Annotated in this window: 17 protein-coding genes, 1 tRNA gene and 1 pseudogene; 13 read left to right on the top strand and 6 right to left on the bottom strand. The window is 69.7% G+C overall.

The annotated features are described in order from the left end of the window. Positions 1-165: 165 nt before the first annotated feature. The 4 genes and pseudogenes from FHG54_RS00625 (at position 166) to FHG54_RS00610 (ending at position 3,744) form a co-directional block, all read left to right on the top strand. Positions 166-999, top strand: a complete 834-nt coding sequence (locus tag FHG54_RS00625) for a M15 family metallopeptidase (protein WP_232331348.1) — start codon at positions 166-168, stop codon at positions 997-999. A 14-nt stretch (positions 1,000-1,013) separates the two neighbouring features. Continuing rightward, positions 1,014-2,414 (top strand): MFS transporter, encoded by a 1,401-nt coding sequence (locus FHG54_RS00620; RefSeq protein WP_139415433.1) that lies wholly within the window; start codon positions 1,014-1,016, stop codon positions 2,412-2,414. Positions 2,415-2,555: 141 nt separating this feature from the next. Beyond that, positions 2,556-3,074 (top strand): annotated as a pseudogene (locus tag FHG54_RS17060) (hypothetical protein); the annotation flags it as partial. Positions 3,075-3,144: 70 nt separating this feature from the next. Beyond that, positions 3,145-3,744 carry an amidase domain-containing protein gene (locus FHG54_RS00610; protein ID WP_139415432.1) on the top strand — a complete coding sequence of 200 codons (600 nt, stop codon included), beginning with the start codon at positions 3,145-3,147 and terminating at the stop codon, positions 3,742-3,744. Between the two features lie 44 nt (positions 3,745-3,788). Here FHG54_RS00610 and pgm read toward each other — a convergent pair whose 3' ends face one another. Further along, a complete protein-coding gene (gene pgm / locus FHG54_RS00605) occupies positions 3,789-5,426 on the bottom strand; it encodes a phosphoglucomutase (alpha-D-glucose-1,6-bisphosphate-dependent) (protein ID WP_139415431.1) in 1,638 nt (545 codons plus the stop codon). A 160-nt stretch (positions 5,427-5,586) separates the two neighbouring features. Beyond that, a complete protein-coding gene (locus FHG54_RS00600; RefSeq protein WP_139415430.1) occupies positions 5,587-6,876 on the bottom strand; it encodes a DUF445 domain-containing protein in 1,290 nt (429 codons plus the stop codon). A gap of 160 nt (positions 6,877-7,036) precedes the next feature. Here FHG54_RS00600 and pheA point away from each other — a divergent pair, with 160 nt between their 5' ends. Further along, positions 7,037-7,990 carry a prephenate dehydratase gene (gene pheA / locus FHG54_RS00595; protein WP_139415429.1) on the top strand — a complete coding sequence of 318 codons (954 nt, stop codon included), beginning with the start codon at positions 7,037-7,039 and terminating at the stop codon, positions 7,988-7,990. A 76-nt stretch (positions 7,991-8,066) separates the two neighbouring features. Here pheA and FHG54_RS00590 read toward each other — a convergent pair whose 3' ends face one another. From FHG54_RS00590 to FHG54_RS00580, 3 genes are read right to left on the bottom strand one after another with little or no spacing between them, the layout of a single operon-like run. Then, the gene (locus FHG54_RS00590) at positions 8,067-9,065 is read right to left on the bottom strand and encodes a cation efflux transmembrane domain-containing protein (RefSeq protein WP_139415428.1); all 999 of its coding nucleotides are present in this window, start codon (positions 9,063-9,065) and stop codon (positions 8,067-8,069) included. Continuing rightward, on the bottom strand, positions 9,062-9,544 hold the full coding sequence (locus FHG54_RS00585; RefSeq protein WP_139415427.1) for a transporter substrate-binding domain-containing protein: 483 nt from the start codon (positions 9,542-9,544) through the stop codon (positions 9,062-9,064). The genes FHG54_RS00590 and FHG54_RS00585 overlap by 4 nt, the downstream gene beginning before the upstream one ends. A gap of 24 nt (positions 9,545-9,568) precedes the next feature. After that, the gene (locus tag FHG54_RS00580) at positions 9,569-10,801 is read right to left on the bottom strand and encodes an ROK family transcriptional regulator (protein WP_139415426.1); all 1,233 of its coding nucleotides are present in this window, start codon (positions 10,799-10,801) and stop codon (positions 9,569-9,571) included. Between the two features lie 126 nt (positions 10,802-10,927). Here FHG54_RS00580 and FHG54_RS00575 point away from each other — a divergent pair, with 126 nt between their 5' ends. Then, positions 10,928-13,993, top strand: coding sequence for an alpha-N-acetylglucosaminidase TIM-barrel domain-containing protein (locus FHG54_RS00575; protein WP_139415425.1), 3,066 nt, complete (start codon positions 10,928-10,930; stop codon positions 13,991-13,993). Positions 13,994-14,043: 50 nt separating this feature from the next. Here the strand turns inward: FHG54_RS00575 and FHG54_RS00570 are convergent, their stop codons facing one another. After that, complete coding sequence (locus FHG54_RS00570; RefSeq protein ID WP_168197045.1) at positions 14,044-15,051, bottom strand: diacylglycerol/lipid kinase family protein; 1,008 nt, start codon at positions 15,049-15,051, stop codon at positions 14,044-14,046. A gap of 46 nt (positions 15,052-15,097) precedes the next feature. Here FHG54_RS00570 and serS point away from each other — a divergent pair, with 46 nt between their 5' ends. The 7 genes from serS (at position 15,098) to FHG54_RS00535 (ending at position 21,883) form a co-directional block, all read left to right on the top strand. Then, entirely contained in the window at positions 15,098-16,363 is a 1,266-nt protein-coding gene (gene serS, locus FHG54_RS00565; protein WP_139415423.1) for a serine--tRNA ligase, read from the top strand. After that, positions 16,360-17,190: an HAD family hydrolase gene (locus FHG54_RS00560; RefSeq protein WP_232331349.1), complete on the top strand. Its 831-nt coding sequence runs from the start codon at positions 16,360-16,362 to the stop codon at positions 17,188-17,190. Before serS ends, FHG54_RS00560 begins: the two co-directional genes overlap by 4 nt. 72 nt (positions 17,191-17,262) lie before the next feature. After that, on the top strand, positions 17,263-18,573 hold the full coding sequence (locus tag FHG54_RS00555) for an LCP family protein (protein WP_139415422.1): 1,311 nt from the start codon (positions 17,263-17,265) through the stop codon (positions 18,571-18,573). A 116-nt stretch (positions 18,574-18,689) separates the two neighbouring features. Then, positions 18,690-18,774 (top strand) — tRNA-Ser (locus tag FHG54_RS00550). Between the two features lie 33 nt (positions 18,775-18,807). Then, positions 18,808-20,106 carry an LCP family protein gene (locus FHG54_RS00545; RefSeq protein ID WP_232333777.1) on the top strand — a complete coding sequence of 433 codons (1,299 nt, stop codon included), beginning with the start codon at positions 18,808-18,810 and terminating at the stop codon, positions 20,104-20,106. A 210-nt stretch (positions 20,107-20,316) separates the two neighbouring features. Then, positions 20,317-21,633 carry a hypothetical protein gene (locus tag FHG54_RS16200; protein WP_168197030.1) on the top strand — a complete coding sequence of 439 codons (1,317 nt, stop codon included), beginning with the start codon at positions 20,317-20,319 and terminating at the stop codon, positions 21,631-21,633. Beyond that, positions 21,623-21,883, top strand: a complete 261-nt coding sequence (locus FHG54_RS00535; RefSeq protein ID WP_139415420.1) for a hypothetical protein — start codon at positions 21,623-21,625, stop codon at positions 21,881-21,883. Before FHG54_RS16200 ends, FHG54_RS00535 begins: the two co-directional genes overlap by 11 nt. The last annotated feature ends 61 nt before the right edge of the window (positions 21,884-21,944 follow it).

The raw sequence follows: 21,944 nt of genomic DNA, 5'->3' as shown, positions 1-21,944 counted from the left end.
GCGAATCGGAACGTGCGGTGAGAAGCGCGGGCCGAGTTCGTGAGAGCGCTCTCACGCTGCAGGCATGATGTTATCCACTGGAGAACGCGCTGTCAAGAGAGCGCTCTCACGGCTCGGATCGCGATGCCCGGCCGGCCCTCATGCGGCCAGGCGTAGACTCTCACGGTGTCATCGAGTCAGCGCCACGAGCCCTCCGCCGAGGTTCGGCAGCGTCGGCGACTCGTGATCGCCGGAGCGCTGAGCCTCGCCCTCGTCGCGGTCGCCGTCGTGGTGATCGGCGCGGTGTCGGGGGGTTCCGCCGCGGGTGGTTCGCCGGCCGGATCGACGGGGGCAGGGGCATCCGCTTCGACCGATGCCTCGACCGAAACGGCGACCGCGCGTCCGGCTCCAGGGGTCGTACCTGCGCCGGCGGTCGTCGACACCTTCGATCGCACCGCGCACTCGATCGATGACCCGAACAGCATCTGGGTCGTCGTGAACAAGCTCCGCCCGCTGGACCCGCAGGACTACGAGCCCGACCTCGTCGGGGTGCCGGTCGCGCACACGTGGGAGCCGCTTCTGCGACCCGAGGCCGCCGATGCCGTCGTCGCGATGTTCGAGGCCGCGGCCGACGAGGCCGGATTGTCCCTCGCGTCCAACAGCGCGTTCCGGAGTTACTCAACCCAGGTCGACCTCTACGGCGATGGGGGCGATCCGACGACCGCGCCGCCGGGGGCCAGCGAGCACCAGACCGGCCTCGCGATCGACATCGGGGCCGAGAACGGCTGCACCTTCGAGTGCCTCGAGACGAGCCCCGAGGGGGAGTGGCTGCGGGCGAACGCCTACCGATTCGGATTCCTGCTGCGCTACCCCGCCGACAAGGTCGACGTGACCGGATACCCGCACGAGGCGTGGCACTTCCGGTACATCGGGGCCCCGCTCGCGACCGAGATGCACGAGACCGGGTTCACGACGCTCGAGGAGTTCTTCGGGCTGCCGCACGTGCCGCTGAACGAGTAGCAGAGGATGGCCCCATGAACGAGCGTCGCCTTCGGGGTTCGTCGATGCCGACCCCCGCGGCACAGACGCGAACCCCGCGGCGCGGTCTCTCGCTCACCGTGCTCGTCGTCAACCAATTGCTCGCCGGTGTCGGCGTCGCCTCGGGCATCGCGGTCGCGGCACTCCTCGTCGAGGAGTTGACCGGCGCCGTGGCGCTCGCCGGCCTCGCGCAATCGGCGAGCGTGCTCGGCGCCGCGATCGTCGCGATCCCGCTCGCACGGCTCGCGATCCGTTCGGGGCGCCACGTCGCGCTCGCGACGGGCTACGCGCTCGCGATGACCGGCGCGGTGCTCGTGATCGCGGCGAGCGCGACGGGCTGGGTGCCGCTCGTCTTCCTCGGGCTCGCCGCGTTCGGAGCGGGCGCCGCGGCGGGGTTGCAGGCGAGGTTCGCCGCGACCGAGGTGGCCGCTGCCGGATTCGAGGCGCGTTCGATGTCGATCGTGCTGTGGGCAACGACGATCGGGTCGGTGGCGGGCCCGCTGCTGGCGGCCACGGGTGACGAAGTGGGCGTCGCGCTCGGCCTCCCGCCGCTCGTCGGGCCATTCCTCTTCTCAGGGGTGGCGTTCGGTCTCTCGACGCTGCTCGTGGCATCGCTCCTGCGGCTCCCGAAGCCCGGCACGATGGCGACGGATGCCGCTGAGCCGGCGGTGCTCGCCGAGCCGGCGGTGCTCGCCGAGCCGGCGGTGCTCGCCGAGCCGGCGGTGCTCGCCGAGCCGGCCGAAGCGGCGCCACCTGTGCAGTCGGGCTCCCCGTCGCCGGGCGAGGAACGTTCGATCGGGGCGTGGGCGGCATTCCGCACGGCCGTCCGCGATCCGCGCGCCCTCTTCGCGATCCTCGCCATCGTGTGTTCGCACACGGTCATGGTCGGCGTGATGGTGATGACCCCGGTGCACATGACCGCGCACGGCCTGTCGCTCTCGCTCGTCGGCGTCGTGATCAGCATCCACATCATCGGCATGTACGGCGCCAGCCCGCTCGTCGGCTGGCTCGTCGACAAGATCGGCCCGCCGCGCGTGATCGCGATCGGCGCCGGCATCCTCACGGTCTCGGCGCTCATCGGCATTCTGGCGCCCGCCGACGACATGCTGCTCGTGCCGCTCGCGCTCGGCCTCCTCGGCCTCGGCTGGTCGTGCGGGCTCATCGGCGGATCGACACTGCTCACGACCGCGGTCGAGCCGTCGGTCAGGGTGCCGCTGCAGGGCGCGACGGATGCTGCGATGAATCTCGCTGCCGCGGCATCCGCTGCGCTGTCGGGCGTCGTGCTGGGTGCCGCGGGCTTCGCGGGCGTGAACGTCGTCGCGCTGCTCGTGCTCGTGCCGCTCGTCGTCGCCGGGGTGCGCGCGATGATGTGGCAGCGCGCTGCCGCAGAGCAGTAGGCGCCGAGCTCCCGGAGCGGTGCCACGGTGGCCTCGGAATGGGCGCTCTCATGGCGCTCCCAGAGTTTGCGAGGGTTCCTCACAAACTCGCGTGATGGGGTGTGATGTCCCCCCACCGCTTCATTCACCCGGAAATCACCTGTGCCCCTCACGTTCTTCTCGTCTGCCTCCACGCCCGCCGAACCGTCCACCGAATCGAACATCGAACCGCCCGCCGAATCGAGCATCGACCCGCATGTCGACCCGTCCGCGGCCCCCGCAGATGCGATCGTGGGCCGGACCCGGCGCCGTGCGCGGCACCGCGCCGAGCGGGTGCGCAAGGGACGGCAATCGAGCAGTTCCCCCCGGCGGTTCGTGGCCCTCGGCTGCGCCGGCGCGATCCTGAGTGTCAGCGCGTTCGGCGCCGTGGCCGCGGCATCCGCCGAGAACGAGGCTCCCGCCAGCGCTGCCGGCGGTACCTCGGCGATCGCGGCGGCCGCCCGCGACGTGATCATCGCGCCCGCCTCGGCCGCGAAGCGCCCGGCGGTCACGAGCGAGCTCTCGACCGCTGCGGCTCCCTTCACCGGCGGCACCCAGGTGAGCGTGACCGGCGAGCAGCTCGACCAGGTGGCCGCAGTCGCGGTCGGCGGCGTCGCCGCCCCCATCGTCGCCGCCACCCCCGAGCAGCTGACGTTCCAGGTGCCGGCCGTCGCCGACACCGCGCTCGGCGAGGTAGCGGTGGCGTTCACGGATGCATCGGGCGCGCCCGTCGACGTCGACGCCGCTGACGGCGATTCGGCCACCACGGCCTCCGTCGCCGCGCAGGGGCGGCGAGGGCGCGCAGGCCGCAGCCAAGTCACTCACGCTGACGTACACCTCGAACCCCGCGATCGACGCACAGCTCGGCTACGTGCTCACCCACTGGAGCAGTTACAACACGGCCGAGTACACCGTCTTGAGCGGTGTCGACTGCGCGAACTTCGCGAGCCAGTCGCTCATCGCCCGCGGCTGGACGATGGACGCCGGTTGGAACTACGACCACGCGACCGGTGCGATGTCGTCGAGCTGGGCGAGCTCGACCGCGATGCGGGACTGGCTGTCGAGCCGCCCCGACCTCGCGACCCCGCTCGACGACTCGCAGCGCGGGCTCGTGAAGGTCGGCGACATCGCGCAGTTCGACTGGGACGGCTCGGGCGACCGCGACCACACCGCGATCGTCACACGGGTCGAGCATTCGGCGACCGGAACGAGCGTCTGGGTCGGCGGCCACACGAAAGACGCCGACTACTGGAACGTCGACGAGGCCGTCGCCACCGGCGGCGGCAGCGTCACCTACTTCTCCCTGAAGTAATGCTTCTCCCTGAAGTAGGGGTCGGGGCCGACCCCGAGTCGGCGTCAGCCCGCGGGCTGCGCGAGTGCCGAGTCGACGATCGCCTTCGCCTCGGCCTGCACGAGCCGCAGGTGTTCCGGCCCCGTGAACGACTCGGCGTAGATCTTGTAGACGTCTTCGGTGCCGCTCGGCCGCGCCGCGAACCAGGCGCCCGCCGTCTCGACCTTCACGCCGCCGATCGCCGCGCCGTTGCCAGGCGCGTGCGAGAGCTTCGCCGTGATCGGCTGGCCGGCGAGTTCGGTCGCCGAGATGGCGTCGCCGTCGAGCTTGCCGAGAGCGGCCTTCTGGGCAGCGGATGCCGCGGCATCCGTTCGCTCATAGGCCGGATCGCCGAACCGAGCGACGAGGTCGGCATAGAGTTCCGAGGGCGATCGCCCGGTGACCGCGCGGATCTCGGACGCGAGCAGGCACAGCAGGATGCCGTCCTTGTCGGTCGTCCACACGGTGCCGTCGAAGCGCAGGAATGAGGCGCCGGCGCTCTCTTCGCCGCCGAAGGCGACCGAGCCGTCGATGAGACCGGGCACGAACCACTTGAACCCGACCGGCACCTCCCAGAGTCGCCTGCCGAGCGCGTCGGCGACCCGGTCGATCATCGAGCTCGAGACGAGGGTCTTGCCGATCGCGGCATCCGCTCGCCATTCCGGGCGGTGCGCGAACAGGTACTCGATCGCGACCGCGAGGTAGTGGTTGGGGTTCATGAGACCCCCGTCGGGGGTTACGATGCCGTGGCGGTCGGCGTCGGCGTCGTTGCCGGTGAGGATGTCGTAACTGGTGCCGTGCTCGAGCACCGACGCCATCGCGCTCGGCGACGACGGATCCATGCGGATCTTGCCGTCCCAGTCGAGCGTCATGAACGACCAGGCGGGGTCGACGCGTTCGTTCACGACGGTCAGGTCGAGCTCGTAGCGGTCGCGGATCGCAGCCCAGTAGTGAACGGATGCGCCGCCCAGCGGGTCGGCGCCGATACGGATGCCGGAGCGGCGGATGGCGTCGAAGTCGATGATGTTCGCGAGGTCGTCGACGTAGTTGCCGAGGAAGTCGTAGGTCTCGACGGCGCTCGGCTCGGCCTGCCGGACGCCCCGCAGGCCGCCCTCGATGAGTTCGTTGGCGCGATTCGCGATCCAGCTCGTCGCGTCGGAGTCGGCGGGGCCGCCGTGCGGCGGGTTGTACTTGAACCCTCCGTCGTGCGGCGGGTTGTGCGATGGCGTGATCACGATGCCGTCGGCCTCGCCTTCGGCGCGGGTGGCGGGGTCGTTGTTCCATTTCAGGATGGCGTGGCTGAGCGCCGGCGTCGGCACGTAGTCGTCGAACTCGTCGACGAGCACGCGCACCTGGTTGCCGACGAGCACGTCGAGTGCCGTCGTCTGCGCCGGGGCCGAGAGCGCGTGCGTGTCGGCGCCGATGAAGAGCGGCCCCGTGACGCCCTGCGCCGTGCGGTACTCGACGATCGCCTGCGTGATGGCGAGGATGTGGTCCTCGTTGAAGCTCGAGGTGAGCGACGACCCCCGGTGGCCCGAGGTGCCGAACGCGACGCGCTGCTCGGGCACCGCGGCATCCGGATGCTGCTCGTAGTACGCCCTGACGAGGGCCTCCACGTCGATGAGGTCGGATTCGGTCGCCGGGGTTCCTGCGCGCTCGTGCATGCACCCAGTCTCTCAAGACTTTTCTCAGGATGTGACTCCCGATCTGATGCCCTTCTCAGGAGAAAATCGGTGCAGGAGACGTGCGGGCGGGAAAAGTTCCTGAGAACAGGAATCGCGGCGCGGGCTGCGGGCTGCGGGTTGCGGAGCCGAGGGCTGCGGGTCAGACGAGGGCGTGCACGGCGGTCGCGACCCCGAAGATCGCGAGACCCGCGAGCGCGCCGACGACCGTGCCGTTGATGCGGATGAACTGCAAGTCGCGCCCCACCTGCAGTTCGAGCTTCTCGGTCGTCTCCCGCGGATCCCAGCGCTCGACCGTCTCGGTGATCACCCCCGCGATCTCGTGCCGGTAGTTGCGCACGACGTAGGCAGCGGCATCCGTCAGCCAGGCGTCGACCTTCGCGGCGAGCCCCTCGTCGGCGACGAGCCGCGCCCCCACCTCGATGACCGCAGACGTCAGCCCGGCCCGCAGTTCGCTCGACGGGTCGGCGAGCGACTCCTCGAGCGTCGTCTTCACCGAGGCCCACGCCTCGCCCGCGAACTCGCGCACGCGCGGGCTCTCGAGCAGCTCGTCCTTGAGCTTCTCGACCCTCGCGATCATCGCCGGGTCGTGCTGCAGGGCGCAGGCGAGCTCGGCGAGGTACCGATCGATCGCGAGGCGTAGCGGATGCCCCTGATCGGCGCGCACGGCCCGGATGAACGCGAGCACCTCGCGGGCCGCACGATCGTCGACGAGCCGGTCGACGAAACCGGGCAGCCAGCGGGGGAGGCGGTCGGAGACCATGCTGCCGAAGGCCTCGGGATGCGCCTCGAGCCACGCCTCGGCCTTCTCGAGCACGACATCGACGGCGGCGCGCTGCTGGTCGGCGGCGACGAGTCGGGCGCCGACGCGGCCGATCGCGGGGCCCCACTCCGGCTCGAACAGGTGCCGGCGGGCGAGCCGTTCGATCACGTCTTCGACATCGTCGTCGCCGAGCAGCGTCAGCACGCCGCGAACGGCGACGGATGCCTCGGCCGTCACCCGCTCGGCATTGGCCGGCGCCCTGAGCCAGCCACCGAGCCGGCGGGCGATGCCGATCGAGCGGAGCTTGCCGAGCACGACGTCGTCGGAGAGGAACTCGTGCTCGACGAAGGCGCCGAGCGTCGCGCCGATCTCGTTCTTGCGCCTCGGGATGATCGCCGTATGCGGAATGGGGATGCCGAGCGGATGCCGGAACAGCGCCGTCACCGCGAACCAGTCCGCGATCGCGCCGACCATCGCGCCCTCGGCGGCCGCGCGCACGTAGCCGAGCCACGGCACCTCGTCCTGCAGGGCGAACGACACGGCGAAGACGACCGCCGCTGCGACGAGCAGTCCCGTCGCGACGCGCTTCATGCGGCGCAGCGCCGCGAGCCGCTCGGCGTCGGTGGGCACACTGCGCGCCGGCCGATCAGCCGTGTCGACCGCACTCATCTCGCGCCCCGTCCCATCCCCATATCCCGTTTTCAGGAGGTTCACCCGATATCCGCCCCTTTCTCAGGAGAACACGCCGCAGAACGTGATGTTCGGCCAGAAAACTCCTGAGAAAAGTTGGGTGAGAAGGGGAGGCGGGGCGGTGGATAGGCTGGCATGCATGACGGATGCCGCGCCCACACCGCCCGAGGAGACCTACTCCTACCTGGGGCCGGCGGGCACCTTCACCGAGGCGGCGCTCAAGCAGGTCGCCGCGGCATCCGGAGCGCACTGGCGCGCAGTCAACAACGTCGGCGAAGCGCTGGCGGATGTCACGAACGGCCGCTCGATCGCCGCGATGATCGCGATCGAGAACTCGATCGACGGCGGCGTCTCGGCCACGCAAGACGCGCTCGCCACCGTGCCGGGCCTCCGCATCCTCGGCGAGTACCTCGTGCCGGTGAACTTCGTGCTCGTGGCCCGGCCCGGCACGGCGCTCGCCGACGTGCGGGTGGTCAACGCCCACCCCGTCGCCTACGCGCAGTCGCGCGGCTGGCTCGAGCGGGAGCTCCCCGAGCACGGGCACATTCCCGCGACGAGCAACGTGTCGGCCGCGGCATCCCTCTTCGAAGGCAGTCAGGCCGATGCGGCCGTTGCGCCTCCCGGCATCACCGACCACCTCGACGTCGACGTGCTCGCGCGCGACATCGGCGACAACGCCAACGCCGTCACCCGTTTCGTGCTCGTCAGCCGATCGCGGGCACTGTCGGCGCCCACGGGCGCCGACAAGACGAGCCTCATCGTCGAGTTGCCCGACGACGAGCCGGGTGCGCTGCTCGCGATGCTCGAGCAGTTCTCGACCCGAGGGGTGAATCTCTCGCTCATCCAGTCGCGTCCGATCGGCGACGCCCTCGGCCGCTACCGTTTCGTCGTCGACGTCGACGGTCACATCTCCGACGAGCGGGTCGCCGACGCGCTGCTCGGCCTGCGTCGCACGAGCCCGAAGGTCATCTTCCTCGGGTCGTACCCGCGGGCCGACGAGCAGGCGGTCGACTACCACTCGAAGTACGACGACGGCATCTTCATCGAGGCCCGCGACTGGTTGCGGGGCCTCCTGAGCGGCGAGCCCGAGTGATCGCTCGCCCTGCTCGCCCTCGCCGGGCTCAGTGCGTGGCGCGCGCGATCGGCACGGCCGGAGCGCGCTTGACGTCTCAGCGGTTCCGTTCCGATTGCCGGTCGCCGACTGGCCCGCCCACTTCCTCTGGGAGCTCATCGACGAGCACGAGCACGATGTCCTGCACCTTCCAGTCGAGCTCGATGCATCCGTCGCGTGCCTCCCGCAGCTTCCGCAACGACGGCGTGCGACCGTGCCGCGGCACGATGAACGACTCGACGTGGAAGACATGGCCTTCGTCTCGAACCCGCGACCCCACCTCGGCCGCCCATGGCAGCGCACGCAGGTAGGTATCGATCTCGGCCGTCACCGGGTGGGGCCGGTCGCCGTCGAAGGTCGTCGCCCTGGTGTCCATCAGGTCGGTGATCGCGGAGCGCATGTTCCTCACGCCGTCGCGGAGGATGCCGGCGGCGATGAAGAGCGCGGCCGCGGCATCCGCCCACCACCAGCCGATGCCGATGCCCGCGACGCCGACGATCGTGCCGACCGCGGTCGTCCAGTCGGCCTTGTTCATGTCGGCGTCGGCGTAGAGCACCTTGTCGTGCAGCTCCTTCGCAAGCGACATCTTCACCCGGCCGAAGTAGATGGGCAGCGGGATCGTCAGGGCCATGACCGCCATCATGAGCCAGCCCAGCCAGATCGTCTGACCGAAGATCTGGACCGAACCGATAGGCGGATGCTCCAGCCTGAACAGGCCGATGGCGGAGTCGACGATCAGGAACGTGCCCATGGCGAAGAGCGCGACGCCGGCGACGAGGTGTGCGACACCGATCGAGCGATGGAAACCGTAGGGATACCTGTCGGTCGGTCGCCGATTGACGATCCGGATCGCCACCAGGAACGCGATCGGCGGGGCGAGCGAGAGGAGATCCTCGATCCAGGCCGCCTTCATGGCCTGAGAGCTGCCGATCACGAAATACACGAGCACGATGCTGATCGCCAGGTATCCGAGCGTGAGCCATTCGAAGCGCTCGGCTCGCTTCAGGCTGCGTGCCTGTCGATCGGGAAGCTCGGTTCGGCCGAATCGCGCGGTCACGTCACGCCGCCGTTTCCGAGCAGGAACCGCTCGAGTTCGACGAGGAAGGCGTTCTCTCCCATTCTGGTCAGCATGACGTGGCGCTCTCGGTCGCCGTGTTCGCTGGTCGAATCGGTGTACGGCAGGGTCATGGCGGCCTGATCGACCCACGGGGTGTCGTCGAGGATGCCGCCGATCACGATGTCGAGTTCACCGCGCTCAAGCGCGGACACGAGCGTCGACTCGCCGCCCTCGGTCCATTCGACTTCTGCGTTCAGCTCGTCGGCGAACCGTTGCACGAGGCGGGGCTCGATGCCCGAGGGCTCTCGGTCGTCGTGCGTGTCGGTCCAGGGCGGGTTGGCGGAGACGCCGACACGCAGACTTCCGTCGCGCACCTGATCGAGCGTGCCGTGAGGGTCTGCGGGTATGGCAAGCCCGCATCCGCTGAGCGCGATCACCGCCCCGACGATCACGGCGAGGCTGCGAGCAATCCTGCCCATGCCCCGAGGATAGCGACCGGTACGTCAGTTTCCGGGACGTGCGCCCGGTTCCATCCTGATCCGGTCGCCACTGCCGAGACCGCCGTCGAGTGCGGTGCCCCACGCCGTGCGCAGCGCGGCAGCGACCGCGCCGCGGACCACGGTGTTCTCGGCGAACGGAGAGACCCGCACCTCCACCGGTGACGCTCCGCCTGCTGCAAGCCGTCGCTCGAGCGCAGCGGTGAGCACGTCGCCGCCGCGGGCGATGCCGCCGGTGATGTAGACGCGGTGCAGGTCGAGCACGAGCAGGATCGGCGCGAGGGCGTTCGCCGCGACCTCGGCGAGCAGGTCGACGATCTCGGTCGCGGCGCGCTCGCCGTCATTGGCTCGCTCGAAGACCTGTGCAGTGGCTGCTTCGGGGCCGAGCGCCGATGCGAGCCGCGTGTACGGGTCGCGGGCGGCCATGAGCCGGGCGACCTCGTCGATGCGCTCGGCGCCGACGACGGCCTCGAGGGTGGCGGCATCGCCGCTCCACGGGTCGACGACCTTCAGGGCCCCGATCTCCCCGGCGGCGCCGAGCGGTCCGCGGTAGACGCGTCGCTCCAGCACGAGCCCGGCACCGAGACGTGCGCCCCACTGCACGGTGAGGAAGGAGGGCGGGCAGTCGTCGAGCTGCGACACCGCGAGTGCGGCGAGGTTCGCGTCGTTGTCGAGTTCGACCGCGCCCGTGAAACCTCGCCCGAGTTCGTCGGCCAGATCGAGTTCGGTCCACGCGTCGAGGCCGCGGATGACGCGGACTCGGCCGGAGGCATGGTCGACCATGCCGACGCTCGCGACCGACACGGCCGCCGCATCCTTCCGCGTGAGCGCCGCGTCGCCGAGTGCGCGATCGATCGTCGTGGCGGCGAGCCGCAACAACTCGCGACCGTCGTGCAGCTCGTGCTGCACGGTCGCGGCGGCGATGACGTCGCCAGAGGCATCCGCGACCTCGCTGACGACGCGATGCAGGCCGATGTCGACGCCGACGACGTGGAACCGCGACGGCGCGATCGTGAAGCGGGCGGCGGGGCGGCCGAGCGATTCTGCCGGGTCGTGACGTCGCACCCACCCGTCGGCGTCGAGCTCGTCGATGATGGTCGCGACGGTCGACCGCGTGAGCCCGGTGCGCTCGGCGATCTCGACGATGCGCACCGGTTCCGGCCGGGCGCGCAGTTCGCCGAGCACGTTGGCGGTGTTCTGGCGCTTGAGGCGCGCCGTGCCGACGACTGGGTCGCTCATGGTCTCCGTTCCGGGTCGACTTTAGTCGAAACTTTACGATAAAACCTTGCGTAATTGATCGGCCTCTGCTTGTGTCGAGGATGGCGCGCGACGACGCGTGCCCTGACCGACCCAGGCGAAAGGCCGATGATGCTCCCACCGCCCCGACGACGCGTGCGCACGGCGCTCGCCGCTCTCGCAACGTTCTCCACCGCGCTCCTCGTCGTGACGGGCACGACCGTCGGTGCGAACGCCCAAGAGGCCGTGCCCACCGCGAACGCCGAAGGTGCCGTGCCCACCGCGAACGTGAATGTGCCCGCCGAGACCGCCGAGGGTCTCGAACCCGCCCGCGAAGCGGCCGAACGACTGCTCGGCGACGCGGCCGACGGTTTCGACTTCGCGAAGCTCGATGAGGCCGACGGCATCGACCGGTACGAGATCACCTCGACCGGCGATCATGTGCAGGTCGCCGCGACCGACCCGGCCACGGCGATCACCGGGGTCAACGCCTACCTCGGCACGATCGGCCAGTCGATCTCCTGGAACGTGCGCAACCTCGACCCGGCGGCCGCGCTGCCGTTGCCGGCGTCGCCCATCACGGCTGACTCGAACGTGTCGCACCGCTTCTACGGCAACGACACCGAAGACGGGTACACGGGCGCCAATCGCAGCTGGGAGCAGTGGGAGCGCGAGATCGACGAGCTCGCCGCGCTCGGCTTCAACGAGGTCTTCATGCCGGTCGGCTCCGAGGCGGTGTACTTCGAGGTGCTCCAGCAGTTCGGCTACTCCGCTGAAGAGTCTCGGGCGTGGATCCCGCTGCCGGCGCACCAGCCGTGGTGGCTGCTGCAGAACATGTCGAGCTACCCCGCGGGAACGAGCGATGCACTGCTCGCCGAACGCGCAGAACTCGGCAGGAAGATCGCCGACCGTCTGCGCGAGCTCGACATGACCCCGGTGCTTCCGGGGTACTTCGGCACCGTGCCCACCGACTTCGCCGACCGCAACGACGGGGCGCGCGTGGAGCCGCAGGGCAGCTGGGTCGGGTTCGAGCGCCCCGGCTGGCTCGACCCGAACTCCAGCGTGTTCCCCGAGATCGCCGGCGCCTTCTACGAGGCCTCCGACCGCCTGCTCGGCGGCTCCTCGGCCTACAAGATGGACGTGCTGCACGAGGGCGGTCGCCGCGGCCAGGTCGATGTGCCCGCAGCGACCCGCGCGATCGAGACGGCACTGCAGACGGCGCATCCGGATGCCACGTGGGTGCTGCTCGGCTGGCAGAACAACCCGCCCGCCGACGTGGCCGCCGCGGCCGACCCCGAGACCACGTTCATCGTCGACGGCCTCTCCGATCGCTACGACGACCGGAACGACCTCGAGACGCAGTGGAGCGGGATTCCGTACGCCTTCGGCACCATCTGGAACTTCGGCGGCCACACGACGATGGGCGCCGAGCTCACCACCTGGAACGAGCGCTACTTCGAGTGGCTCGGCAAGGAGGGCAGCCGAGTCGACGGCATCGCCGCGCTGCCCGAGGGCGGTCTCAACAACCCCGCCGCCATCGACTTCTTCGCGGGCCTCGCCTGGCGCAACGGGCCGGTCGAGGTGAACGACTGGTTCGACGCCTGGACCGAGCGGCGCTACGGCGTGGACGATCCCGAGTTGAAGGCCGCGTGGCGCGTCCTCGCCGAGACCGCGTACACCCTGCCGTCGAACGACGGATTCAGCGAGGCGCATGACGGGCTCTTCGGCGCCACGCCGTCGCTGTCGGCCAGTCGCGCCGCGACGTGGTCGCCGGGCGGGTTCTCCTACGACCACGACCGCTTCGCAGAGGCACTCGATCACCTCCTCGCCGCCGCACCGACGGCGGCCGACGTGCCGGCATTCCGCTACGACCTGATGGATGTCGCACGGCAGGTGACCTCGAACACCTCGCGCGTGCTGCTTCCGCAGCTGCAGGCAGCCTACGGCGCGCGAGACCGTGAGGCCTTCACGCAGCTCAGTGACGAATGGCTCGGCAACATCGACCTGCTCGACGACATCGTCGCGACGCAGCCGCAGATGCTGCTCGGTCGCTGGATCGCCGACGCCCGGGCGGCCGCGGCCGACGAGGCGGAGGCCGATCGCCTCGAGTTCGACGCGCGCGCCATCGTGACGACCTGGGGCGGCCGGAACGCCGTGAACGCCGGTCTGAACGATTACGCGAATCGCGAGTGGCAGGGTCTCGTCGGCGACTACTACAAGGACCGCTGGGAGCGTTACTTCCAGAGCATCCAGGCGTCGTTCGACTCGGGGGCCGCACCCGCGGCCATCGACTGGGCCGCCGTCGGCGCGGAGTTCACGGGATCGACCGACACCTCCGGCTACCTCACCGAGCCCGAGGGCGACATCGTGTCGCTGGCAGGGCTCGCGCAGGCCGCCCATGACGCGACCGTGCCGGAACTGCCAGAACCGCCGAGCGACGGCACCCACTTCCTGTCGGACCTGGCGTTCGCGTCGGTGTCGGTCAACGCGGCCTACGGCCCTGTCGAGCGCGACACCGAGATCGGCGAGTCGGCCCCGGGGGACGGCGCTCCCATCCGGCTCGCGGGGGTCGAGTACGCCAAGGGCATCGGGGTGAACTCGCCGGCGACGATCGGGTTCAACCTCGGCGGCCGGTGCTCGAGCTTCGCGGCCGTCGTCGGCATCGACGACATCATGAACAAGGCGGGGGCATCGCCGAACGTCATCTTCCGGGTGCTCGGCGACGGCGAACTGCTCTACGACAGCGGGGCGATGACGAAGGGTCTCGCCGCCGAGGTGTCGGCAGATGTCTCCGGTGTGCAGCTGCTCGAACTCGTCGTCGATCCCAACGCCGCCGCGTCCCCTGCCGGCCAGGCGGAGTGGTGGGATCGCGCCGACTGGGCCGACGCGACCGTGGACTGCGGCGACGCCGGGCCGCAACTGACGGCTGCGGCCGAGGCGCGCTGCATCGGGTCGAAGGCGTTCGTGGTCGTGAAGGCGACGAACGACGAGACCGCACCGGTCTCGTTCCGCCTGCAGAGCGAGTTCGGCGAGAAGTCGTTCGCGTCGGTCGCCGCAGGCGGCAACGCCGTGCACGCGTTCGCGACGCGAGCGAGCGAGCTGCCGGCCGGTGACGTGGTCGTCGAGGCGACCAGGCTGTCGGATGGCGCCGCCACGTCACTCACCGTTCCGTACGACGCGCGCAGCTGCGGCTGACGGGCCTGGGCGCTGACGAGGCGCTGACGACGCGGTGGCCCGCCGCGTCGTCAGCGCGGTACGCGCACGATCAGCGCGGCCGCATCGACGGTGAACCGCGCCGCGGTCACTCGCCCGAACTGGTCGCCGTCGATCTCGAACTCCTCGGCGTCGCCGTCGATGTCGAGGTCGACCGAGCGCCCGCGCAGGTAGACGATCTCGCGGCGCCGATTGCCGCCCGTGAGGTCGAGGAGCTGTCGCCCGAGCATCGACTTGCGCAGCACCCGGTTCTCCCAGGTGACCTTGCGCCAGATGAGCAGCCAGCCGAACAGGTTGCGGGGCGCGAGCACGACCACGTCGAGGCGGCCGTCGTCGATCGCAGCGTCGGGGATCAGCTCGATGTTGCCCGGCAGGTAGCCGAGGTTCGCGACCAGGATGCTCGACACCTTCGACCGGTGGCTCCTGCCGTCGTCGATGCGGTGCTCGACCCGATACGGCTTCGAGGCCGGCAGCGCGCGGATGCCGGCGTCGACGTAGGCGAGCCAGCCGACGCGTTTCTTCAGGTCGGAGTTCGTGTTCGAGATCATCGCGGCGTCGATGCCGATGCCGCTCATCACGAGTGAGACGTGCGTCTCGTCGCTGCCGTCGGGCCGGGTGACGTCGGCCACGATGACGTCGACGGCACGGTCGAGGCCCGCGAAGGCCAGCACGACGGCGTCGGCGCGGTCGTTCACGGGGATCTCGAGGTTTCGCGCGAAGAGATTGCCGGTGCCGAGGGGCACGAGGCCGAGCGGCACGCCGGTGCCGCGCAGGGCGGCGGCGACCGAGCGCACCGTGCCGTCTCCGCCCGCCGCGATCACGAGATCGACGCCGGCCTCGATCGCTTCGAGCGCCATGCCCTTGCCCGGGTCGTCGGCCGTCGTCTCGATCCAGAGCGACGGCGCGAAGTGCTGCCGGGACTCGGCGGCGGCGACGATCGCACGCAGCGAATCGACGCCCTGCTTCGTGGGGTTGAAGATCACGGCCGCCCGCGGGCTTCGGCTCGCGGCATCCGTCGCCTGCTGCTCGAGGGCCGTCACGCAGCCTACGGTATTCCATAATCGATCCCCGGCTACACTTGCTCGGGTGATCGACCCCGTGCTGCTTCGCGAGAACCCCGACCTGATCAAGCGTTCGCAAGAGCTCCGAGGCGAATCCACGGCGCTCGTCGACGAGGCCGTCGAAGCGGATGCCTCGCGCCGCACCGCGATCACGGTCTTCGAAGCGCTGCGCGCCGAGCAGAACGCCTTCGGCAAGCAGGTCGCGCAGGCACCGAAAGAGGCCAAGGCCGCCCTCGTCGCCGAGGCGCAGGAGCTCGCCGGCCGGGTGAAGGCCGCGAACCAGGCGGCGAGCGATGCCGAAGCCGAGTTCACGCTCGCCGTGCAGCGACTCGGCAACGTGGTGATCGACGGCGTACCCGCGGGCGGCGAAGACGACTTCGTCGTGCTGCGCGAGGTCGGCGAGATTCCGGCCTTCGACTTCGAGCCGCGCGACCACCTCGAGATCGGCGAGCTGCTCGATGCCATCGACATGCAGCGCGGAGCGAAGGTCTCGGGCGCCCGCTTCCACTACCTCAAGGGCATCGGTGCCCGCCTCGAACTCGCGCTCATGAACATGGGCCTCGACCGGGCGATCGCTGCGGGCTTCACTCCGCTCATCACGCCCACGCTCGTGCGACCCGAGATCATGCAGGGCACCGGATTCCTCGGCGCGCACTCCGACGAGGTCTACTACCTGCCCGAACAGGAGCTCTACCTCACGGGCACGAGCGAGGTCGCGCTCGCCGGCTACCACGCCGACGAGATCATCGACGTGTCGAAGGGACCCATCCGCTATGCGGGCTGGTCGACGTGCTACCGCAGCGAGGCCGGCAGTCACGGCAAAGACACGCGCGGCATCATCCGAGTGCACCAGTTCAACAAGCTCGAGATGTTCACCTACATCGACCCGGCTGACGCCGAGGCCGAGCACGAGCGCCTGCTCGGCTGGCAGGAGGGCATGCTGCAAGACCTCGGGCTCACCTACCGCGTCATCGACACGGCCGCCGGCGATCTCGGCTCGAGCGCCGCCCGCAAGTACGACGTCGAGGCGTGGGTGCCCACGCAGAACGCGTACCGCGAACTCACCTCCACATCGAACTGCACGACCTTCCAGGCCCGCCGCCTCGACATCCGCCACCGCACCGAGACCGGCAGGACCGCCCCCGTCGCGACGCTCAACGGCACGCTCGCGACGACGCGCTGGCTCGTCGCGATCCTCGAGACCCACCAGCAGGCCGACGGCTCGGTCGTGGTGCCCGAGGCGCTGCGCGGTCACCTCGGCGGCATCGAAGTGCTCGAGCCGATCGCATGAGCATCGAGCGGATGCCTCGGCCGGGCGAAGACGAGCAGTGGTTCGTCGCGCTCGACGTCGACGGCACGATCATGCACGAAGACGGGTCGATCGACGGCGCCGTCGCCGAGGCCGTCGCCGAGGCCCGAAGCCGCGGTCATGTGCTGACACTCGCGACCGGTCGATCCTGGGCGGGCACGGCGCCCGTGCTCGAGCAGCTGGGGCTGAAGCCCGAGTACGTGGTGTGCGCGAACGGCGCCGTCACGATGCAGCGCGACGACGCGGCATCCGACGGCTACATTCGTCGTCACGTCGAGACCTTCGACCCGACCGCGGTGCTCGAACGCATCCGCGGGCACCTGCCGGCAGGCAAGTTCATGATCGAACTGCCCGACGGCTACCGCCTCTACACCGAGGGCATGACGGAGTGGAACTTCGACAACGCCCGCGAGGTGCTCTTCGAGGAACTGCTCGATCAGCGCGCGACGCGGGTCGTCGTGACGAGCCTCGAGCACGGCTTCGACGAGTTCTTCGAGATCGTCGACCAGATGGGCCTGCACCACGTGAGCTATGCGATCGGCTGGACCGCGTGGCTCGACATCGCGCCCGACGGCGTCAACAAGGCGACCGCGCTCGAGCGGGTGCGCGGGTGGCTCGACCTGCCGAGCGACCGGGTGCTCGCCGCCGGTGACGGTCGCAACGACCTCGAGATGTTCGCGTGGGCCGGCGCTGCCGGTCGAGCGGTCGCGATGGGTCAGGCACCCGACGAGGTGCGCGCGGCCGCGAACGAGGTCGGAGGCTCGATCGCCGACGCGGGCCTCGCAGCGGTGCTCGACTCGCTGCCCTGACGACAGACTGCACCGAATCTTCAGGAATCCGTGGTGTTGCACGCATAGACTCGGCCCAGTCAGAGGGGTGCGATGAGCGAAATCGGCGAGCAGCATCGGGATGCCGCGGGGTCGGCGGTGCCGCCGGTCGTGCCTCGTCACGGGCGGCTGCCGAAGCAGGGTGCCGCGGCGACGTACCTGAAGCTCGCGGCATCCGTCGTTGCCGTGCTCGCCGTCAGTGCCGCCTCGGTCGTCGCGTACGCCGCGGTCGACCTGGTGCAGTCGGTCAAGCCAGGTACTGAGCTCGCGAGCGAGCACCTGCTCGACGACGTGCCCGACATCGGTGCGATGGACGGCGGACTCAACTTCCTGCTCGTCGGCAGTGACAAGCGGCCCGAGAGCGGCGCCTTCGGCGACCCCGAAGAGGAGTCGGCCGAGCTCAACGACGTCACGATGCTGCTGCACATCGCGCAGGACCACTCGCACGTCGAGGTCGTCAGCTTTCCGCGCGACATGATCGTGCCCGTGCCGGAGTGCCCGAACCCCGACGACCCCGACGGCGATCCGCTCCCGGCGATGTCGGGCGTCAAGATCAACACGGTGCTCGGGCACGGCGGCATCGGTTGCGTCGCAGAGGCGGTGGAGCAACTGACCGGGGTGACGATCCCGGTCGGCGGGATCGTCGAGTTCGATGGGGTCGCCGCGCTCAGCACAGCGGTCGGCGGCGTCGAGGTCTGCGTGGCCGAACGCATCGACGACGACTACTCGGGTCTGCACCTCGACGCCGGCACGCACACGATCTCGGGGTACGACGCGCTCGCCTTCCTGCGCTCCCGGCACGGCGTCGGCGACGGCAGCGACCTCGGCCGCATCTCGAACCAGCAGATCTTCCTCGCCTCGCTCATGCGCACCCTGCAGGCCGACGGCACGCTGAGCGACCCGGCCAAGCTGTACTCCATCGCCAAGGCCGTCACCTCGAACATGAGCCTGTCGCCGGCGCTGCAGGACCCGGTCAAGCTCGTCTCGGTCGCACGTGCGATGCAAGACGTCGATCTGTCGAAGGTCGTGTTCATCCAGTACCCGACCGTGTACAGCGACGACGGCACCGCGGTGGTACCCGCCGAGTCCGCCGCTCAGCTGAACGCCGATCTGCAGGCCGACGCGACCGTCACCGTCGATCCGAACGCGACCGGCAGCACCGAGTTCGGCACCGCGCCCGGCGAGGCCGCGCCCGCTGAGCCGGCACCTGCTGAGCCCGCGCCGACCGAGGCTGAGCCTGTTCCCGCCGAGCCTGTGCCCGGCACCGAGGTTCCGGCCACCCCCGACACGCCCGTCGTGCTGCCCGGCGACATCACCGGCCAGTCGGGGGCCGAAGTGCGCTGCTCGACCGCCAACGAAGGCTGATGACGGCGGCATCAGCACCTTTTCAGGCTGGCCTGCGAGGGTGGTGGAATCTGCTTCGGCTAGAATCGGTGCCTGCCTGCACGATCCGCCTCCTTCGGGATGCATCGCGCGGGCATGGAGGGCTGTCCGAGCGGCCGATGGAGCTGGTCTTGAAAACCAGTGGGCAGAAATGTCTCGTGGGTTCGAATCCCACGCCCTCCGCACATGCACGACACGTCTCCTGAGAGGATCCCGGTGCCCGAAGAGTTGCGCAGCAGTGCCCGCCGTGCGGCGGCCTCCGCTCCCGTCGTCAGGCACGGCCGTCTCAAGCGCCGCTCAGCGTGGCGCACCCTCGCGAAGGTGGCCGCGTCGGTGGTCGCGATCACGGCCGTCTCCGGGGTCTCCATCGCGGCCTACGCCGCGTGGGACCTCGCCGACACCGTGCAGCCCACCGTCAGCCTCGGCAATGAAGACGTGCTCGAAGGCGTGCCCGACGTGGGCGCCATGGAGGGCGGCCTGAACATGCTCATCGTCGGCAGCGACAGCCGGCAGGGTCAGGGCGAAGCGTTCGGAGACCCCGACGAAGAGACCGCTGTGCTGAACGACGTCACCATGCTGCTTCACATCTCGGAGGATCACTCGAACGCCTCCGTCGTGAGCTTTCCCCGCGACATGCTCGTCGACGTTCCCGAGTGCGCCGACCCCGAGAATCCCGACGAGCAGCTCTCTTCGCTTTCGGGCGTGAAGATCAACTCGGTGCTCTCGCACGGCGGGCTCGGCTGCGTCGTGAAGACCGTCGAAGATGAGCTCGGCATCCCGATCCTCTTCGCCGGAAGCGTGCAGTTCCTGGGCGTCGCGGGGCTCTCCGAAGCCGTCGGCGGCGTCGAGGTCTGCGTTGCGGAACCCATCGAAGACGAGTACACCGGCACCTTCCTCGACGCGGGCACGCACACCCTCTCGGGCATGGCGGCACTCCAGTTCCTGCGCACTCGTCACGGCGTCGGCGACGGCAGCGACCTCGCCCGCATCTCGAACCAGCAGGTCTTCCTCTCGTCACTCGCCCGCACCCTGCAGTCGAACGGCACGCTCGGCGACCCGGTGAAGCTCTACTCGATCGCCAAGGCCGCTCTCGCCAACATGCAGCTCTCCGAGAGCCTCATGAACCCGACGCGCATGATCTCGATCGCCAAGGCGCTGAAAGACACCGATCTCAACAAGATCGCCTTCATCCAGTACCCCACCGCGTACGTCGAAGGCGGCGGTGCGGTGGCCCCGACGTCGTCGGCGGAATACATCAGAACGGCGCTGACGAACGACCTGCCCGTGACCTTCGACGCGGCGGCCCAGCAGGCCGCGTTCGCGTCCGCTGGCGACCCGAACGCCATCGCCCCGGCCGCTGAGGCTCCGGCCGAAGAGGCTCCCGTCGAAGAGGCCCCGGTCGATCCCGCCGCGCCGGCCCCCGTGCCGACGGCCGAGGCGTTGCCGGGTGACATCACCGGTCAGACCGCGGCAGAGACCCGCTGCTCCGCCGGCCGCACGCTCGGCGAACAGTAGGCGTCCGCGCCGATCCGCGACAGCGCGTGATCGTTTCCTGCAACTGAGCTGCCCCACTGCGCCCCCCTGATCCGGCGCCGGGGGCCCCTACGCCACCCCGCGATCCCTCGGGAAAGCCCCCGATGCCGACCATCGCGCCTCGCTCGTACCGTGAGACACGTAACCGACAACAGGGCGTGAGAGCGTCCGGGGAAGCGAAGGAATTCACTCATGGCTTTCGAAGACAACATTCTGTGGTCTCGCGTCCGCGACTCGTTCAACGTGAACGTGCCGATCCAAGACAACAACGTCGACTCGCTGAATGACAACAACGTCCACTCGCTCAACGACAACAACGTCGACTCGCTGAACGACAACAACCTCGACTCGTTCAACGACAACAACGTCGACTCGCTGAACGACAACAACGTCGACTCGCTGAACGACAACAACCTCGACTCGTTCAACGACAACAAGATCAACTCGAACAACGACGACCACTCGATCAACGACTCGGGCAACACGACGATCCGCGACTCGGGCAACACGACGATCAACGACCACTCGATCAACGCGGGCGTTCGCCAGTACAACGTCGGCTTCGAGGACCTCAACATCGTCGGCGCCGGCGGCGGCGGCGCGGCGGCAGCCGGATACGGCGGCGGTCACGGCGGTGGCTGGGGCGGCAGCGACACCGAGGTGAACATCGACAACCGTTCGACGGTCGTCGACCAGTCGGTCAACCAGAACATCTCGGCCGTCGGCGGCGCAGGCGCAGCCGGAGTGGCAGTCGCAGATGCGTCCGGTGGCAACGGCAGCGGCGGCAACGGCGGTGCGGGCACCGGCGGCGACGGAACCGGCGGCGCAGGCGGCGCAGGCGGCGCAGGCGCGCAGGCGGTGCAGGCGGTGCAGGCGGCGGTGGCGGTCTCCTCGACTTCCTCCCCGGCGGCGGCAGCGGCGACGGCGGCGACGGCGGTGCAGGCGGCAACGGCGGCAGCGGCGGATCCGGCGGATCCGGCACGGGCGGCAGCGGCACCGGTGGCAGCGGCGGCAACGGCCCCGGCGGCGACGGTGGCAACGTCGGAGCCATCGGTGGCGACGGCGGCGGCGGCAACGTCTCCCAGTACTTCGGGCAGGAGGCGAACACCGCTTCCGGTGACGGTTCGGTCGCCGCCGGGCACAACGCCTGGGTCGACAACTCCAGCACCGACATCTCGGTGGGCGACGTCTCGATCGGCAACACCTGGGACTCGCACAACTGGGACGTCGACGTCGATGACTCGTTCAACGACGACTACTCGACGGATGTGGATGTGGACGTCGACAACGCCAACATCCTCAGCCCCGACGCCGTCGCAGTGCAGGTCGACGACATCACGCTGTAGGTTCTCGCAGTATCGCCCGGTCGCCCCCTCAGGGGCGGCCGGGCACACCCCCATCCTGGGGCGGCCGCAACTGCGATCGTCCCGTTGCCGGCAGTGCCGATCTCGATCTGCAATGCTGAGCGAAGTTCCCCACAGGTCTGAAGGTGTACGAGATGTCTGGTGACGAGGCCGCGAGCGGCTGGAGCGATCTGCCGTTCGACGGCGAGTCAGATGACAGTGCGTGGGAGAGCGATCCCGCCGACGCCTTCTCCGACCCGACGGCGGTGAACCTCTTCACCGCCGAGATCGAGCACGTCGATGCATCCGATTGGGATGTCGACACCGCGCTCATCTGGGGCGACGAGGTCGATGACGTCGTCGACAGCGGCGACATGGGGGTCGACGGAAGCATGGGGCTCGACTTCCCACTGTGACGTCGAGTTCGAAGACGAGACGGGGTGCACTCCACCCCGTCTTCTGTCACGATGGAGAGAC

It is taken from the genome of Agromyces laixinhei (assembly GCF_006337065.1).
GTDB lineage: Bacteria > Actinomycetota > Actinomycetes > Actinomycetales > Microbacteriaceae > Agromyces > Agromyces laixinhei.
This window is presented reverse-complemented; position numbering and strand designations above follow the sequence as displayed.

Bases quoted from the DNA above. Each gene is read 5' to 3' on its own strand.
- FHG54_RS16200 (WP_168197030.1), top strand. From the start codon at position 20,317: ATGGCTTTCGAAGACAACATTCTGTGGTCTCGCGTCCGCGACTCGTTC.
- FHG54_RS00535 (WP_139415420.1), top strand. From the start codon at position 21,623: ATGTCTGGTGACGAGGCCGCGAGCGGCTGGAGCGATCTGCCGTTCGAC.
- pgm (WP_139415431.1), bottom strand. From the start codon at position 5,426: ATGCACGAGCGCGCAGGAACCCCGGCGACCGAATCCGACCTCATCGAC.
- FHG54_RS00585 (WP_139415427.1), bottom strand. From the start codon at position 9,544: ATGGGCAGGATTGCTCGCAGCCTCGCCGTGATCGTCGGGGCGGTGATC.
- FHG54_RS00560 (WP_232331349.1), top strand. From the start codon at position 16,360: ATGAGCATCGAGCGGATGCCTCGGCCGGGCGAAGACGAGCAGTGGTTC.
- FHG54_RS00580 (WP_139415426.1), bottom strand. From the start codon at position 10,801: ATGAGCGACCCAGTCGTCGGCACGGCGCGCCTCAAGCGCCAGAACACC.
- FHG54_RS00620 (WP_139415433.1), top strand. From the start codon at position 1,014: ATGAACGAGCGTCGCCTTCGGGGTTCGTCGATGCCGACCCCCGCGGCA.
- FHG54_RS00600 (WP_139415430.1), bottom strand. From the start codon at position 6,876: ATGAGTGCGGTCGACACGGCTGATCGGCCGGCGCGCAGTGTGCCCACC.
- FHG54_RS00555 (WP_139415422.1), top strand. From the start codon at position 17,263: ATGAGCGAAATCGGCGAGCAGCATCGGGATGCCGCGGGGTCGGCGGTG.
- FHG54_RS00575 (WP_139415425.1), top strand. From the start codon at position 10,928: ATGATGCTCCCACCGCCCCGACGACGCGTGCGCACGGCGCTCGCCGCT.
- pheA (WP_139415429.1), top strand. From the start codon at position 7,037: ATGACGGATGCCGCGCCCACACCGCCCGAGGAGACCTACTCCTACCTG.
- FHG54_RS00610 (WP_139415432.1), top strand. From the start codon at position 3,145: ATGCATCGGGCGCGCCCGTCGACGTCGACGCCGCTGACGGCGATTCGG.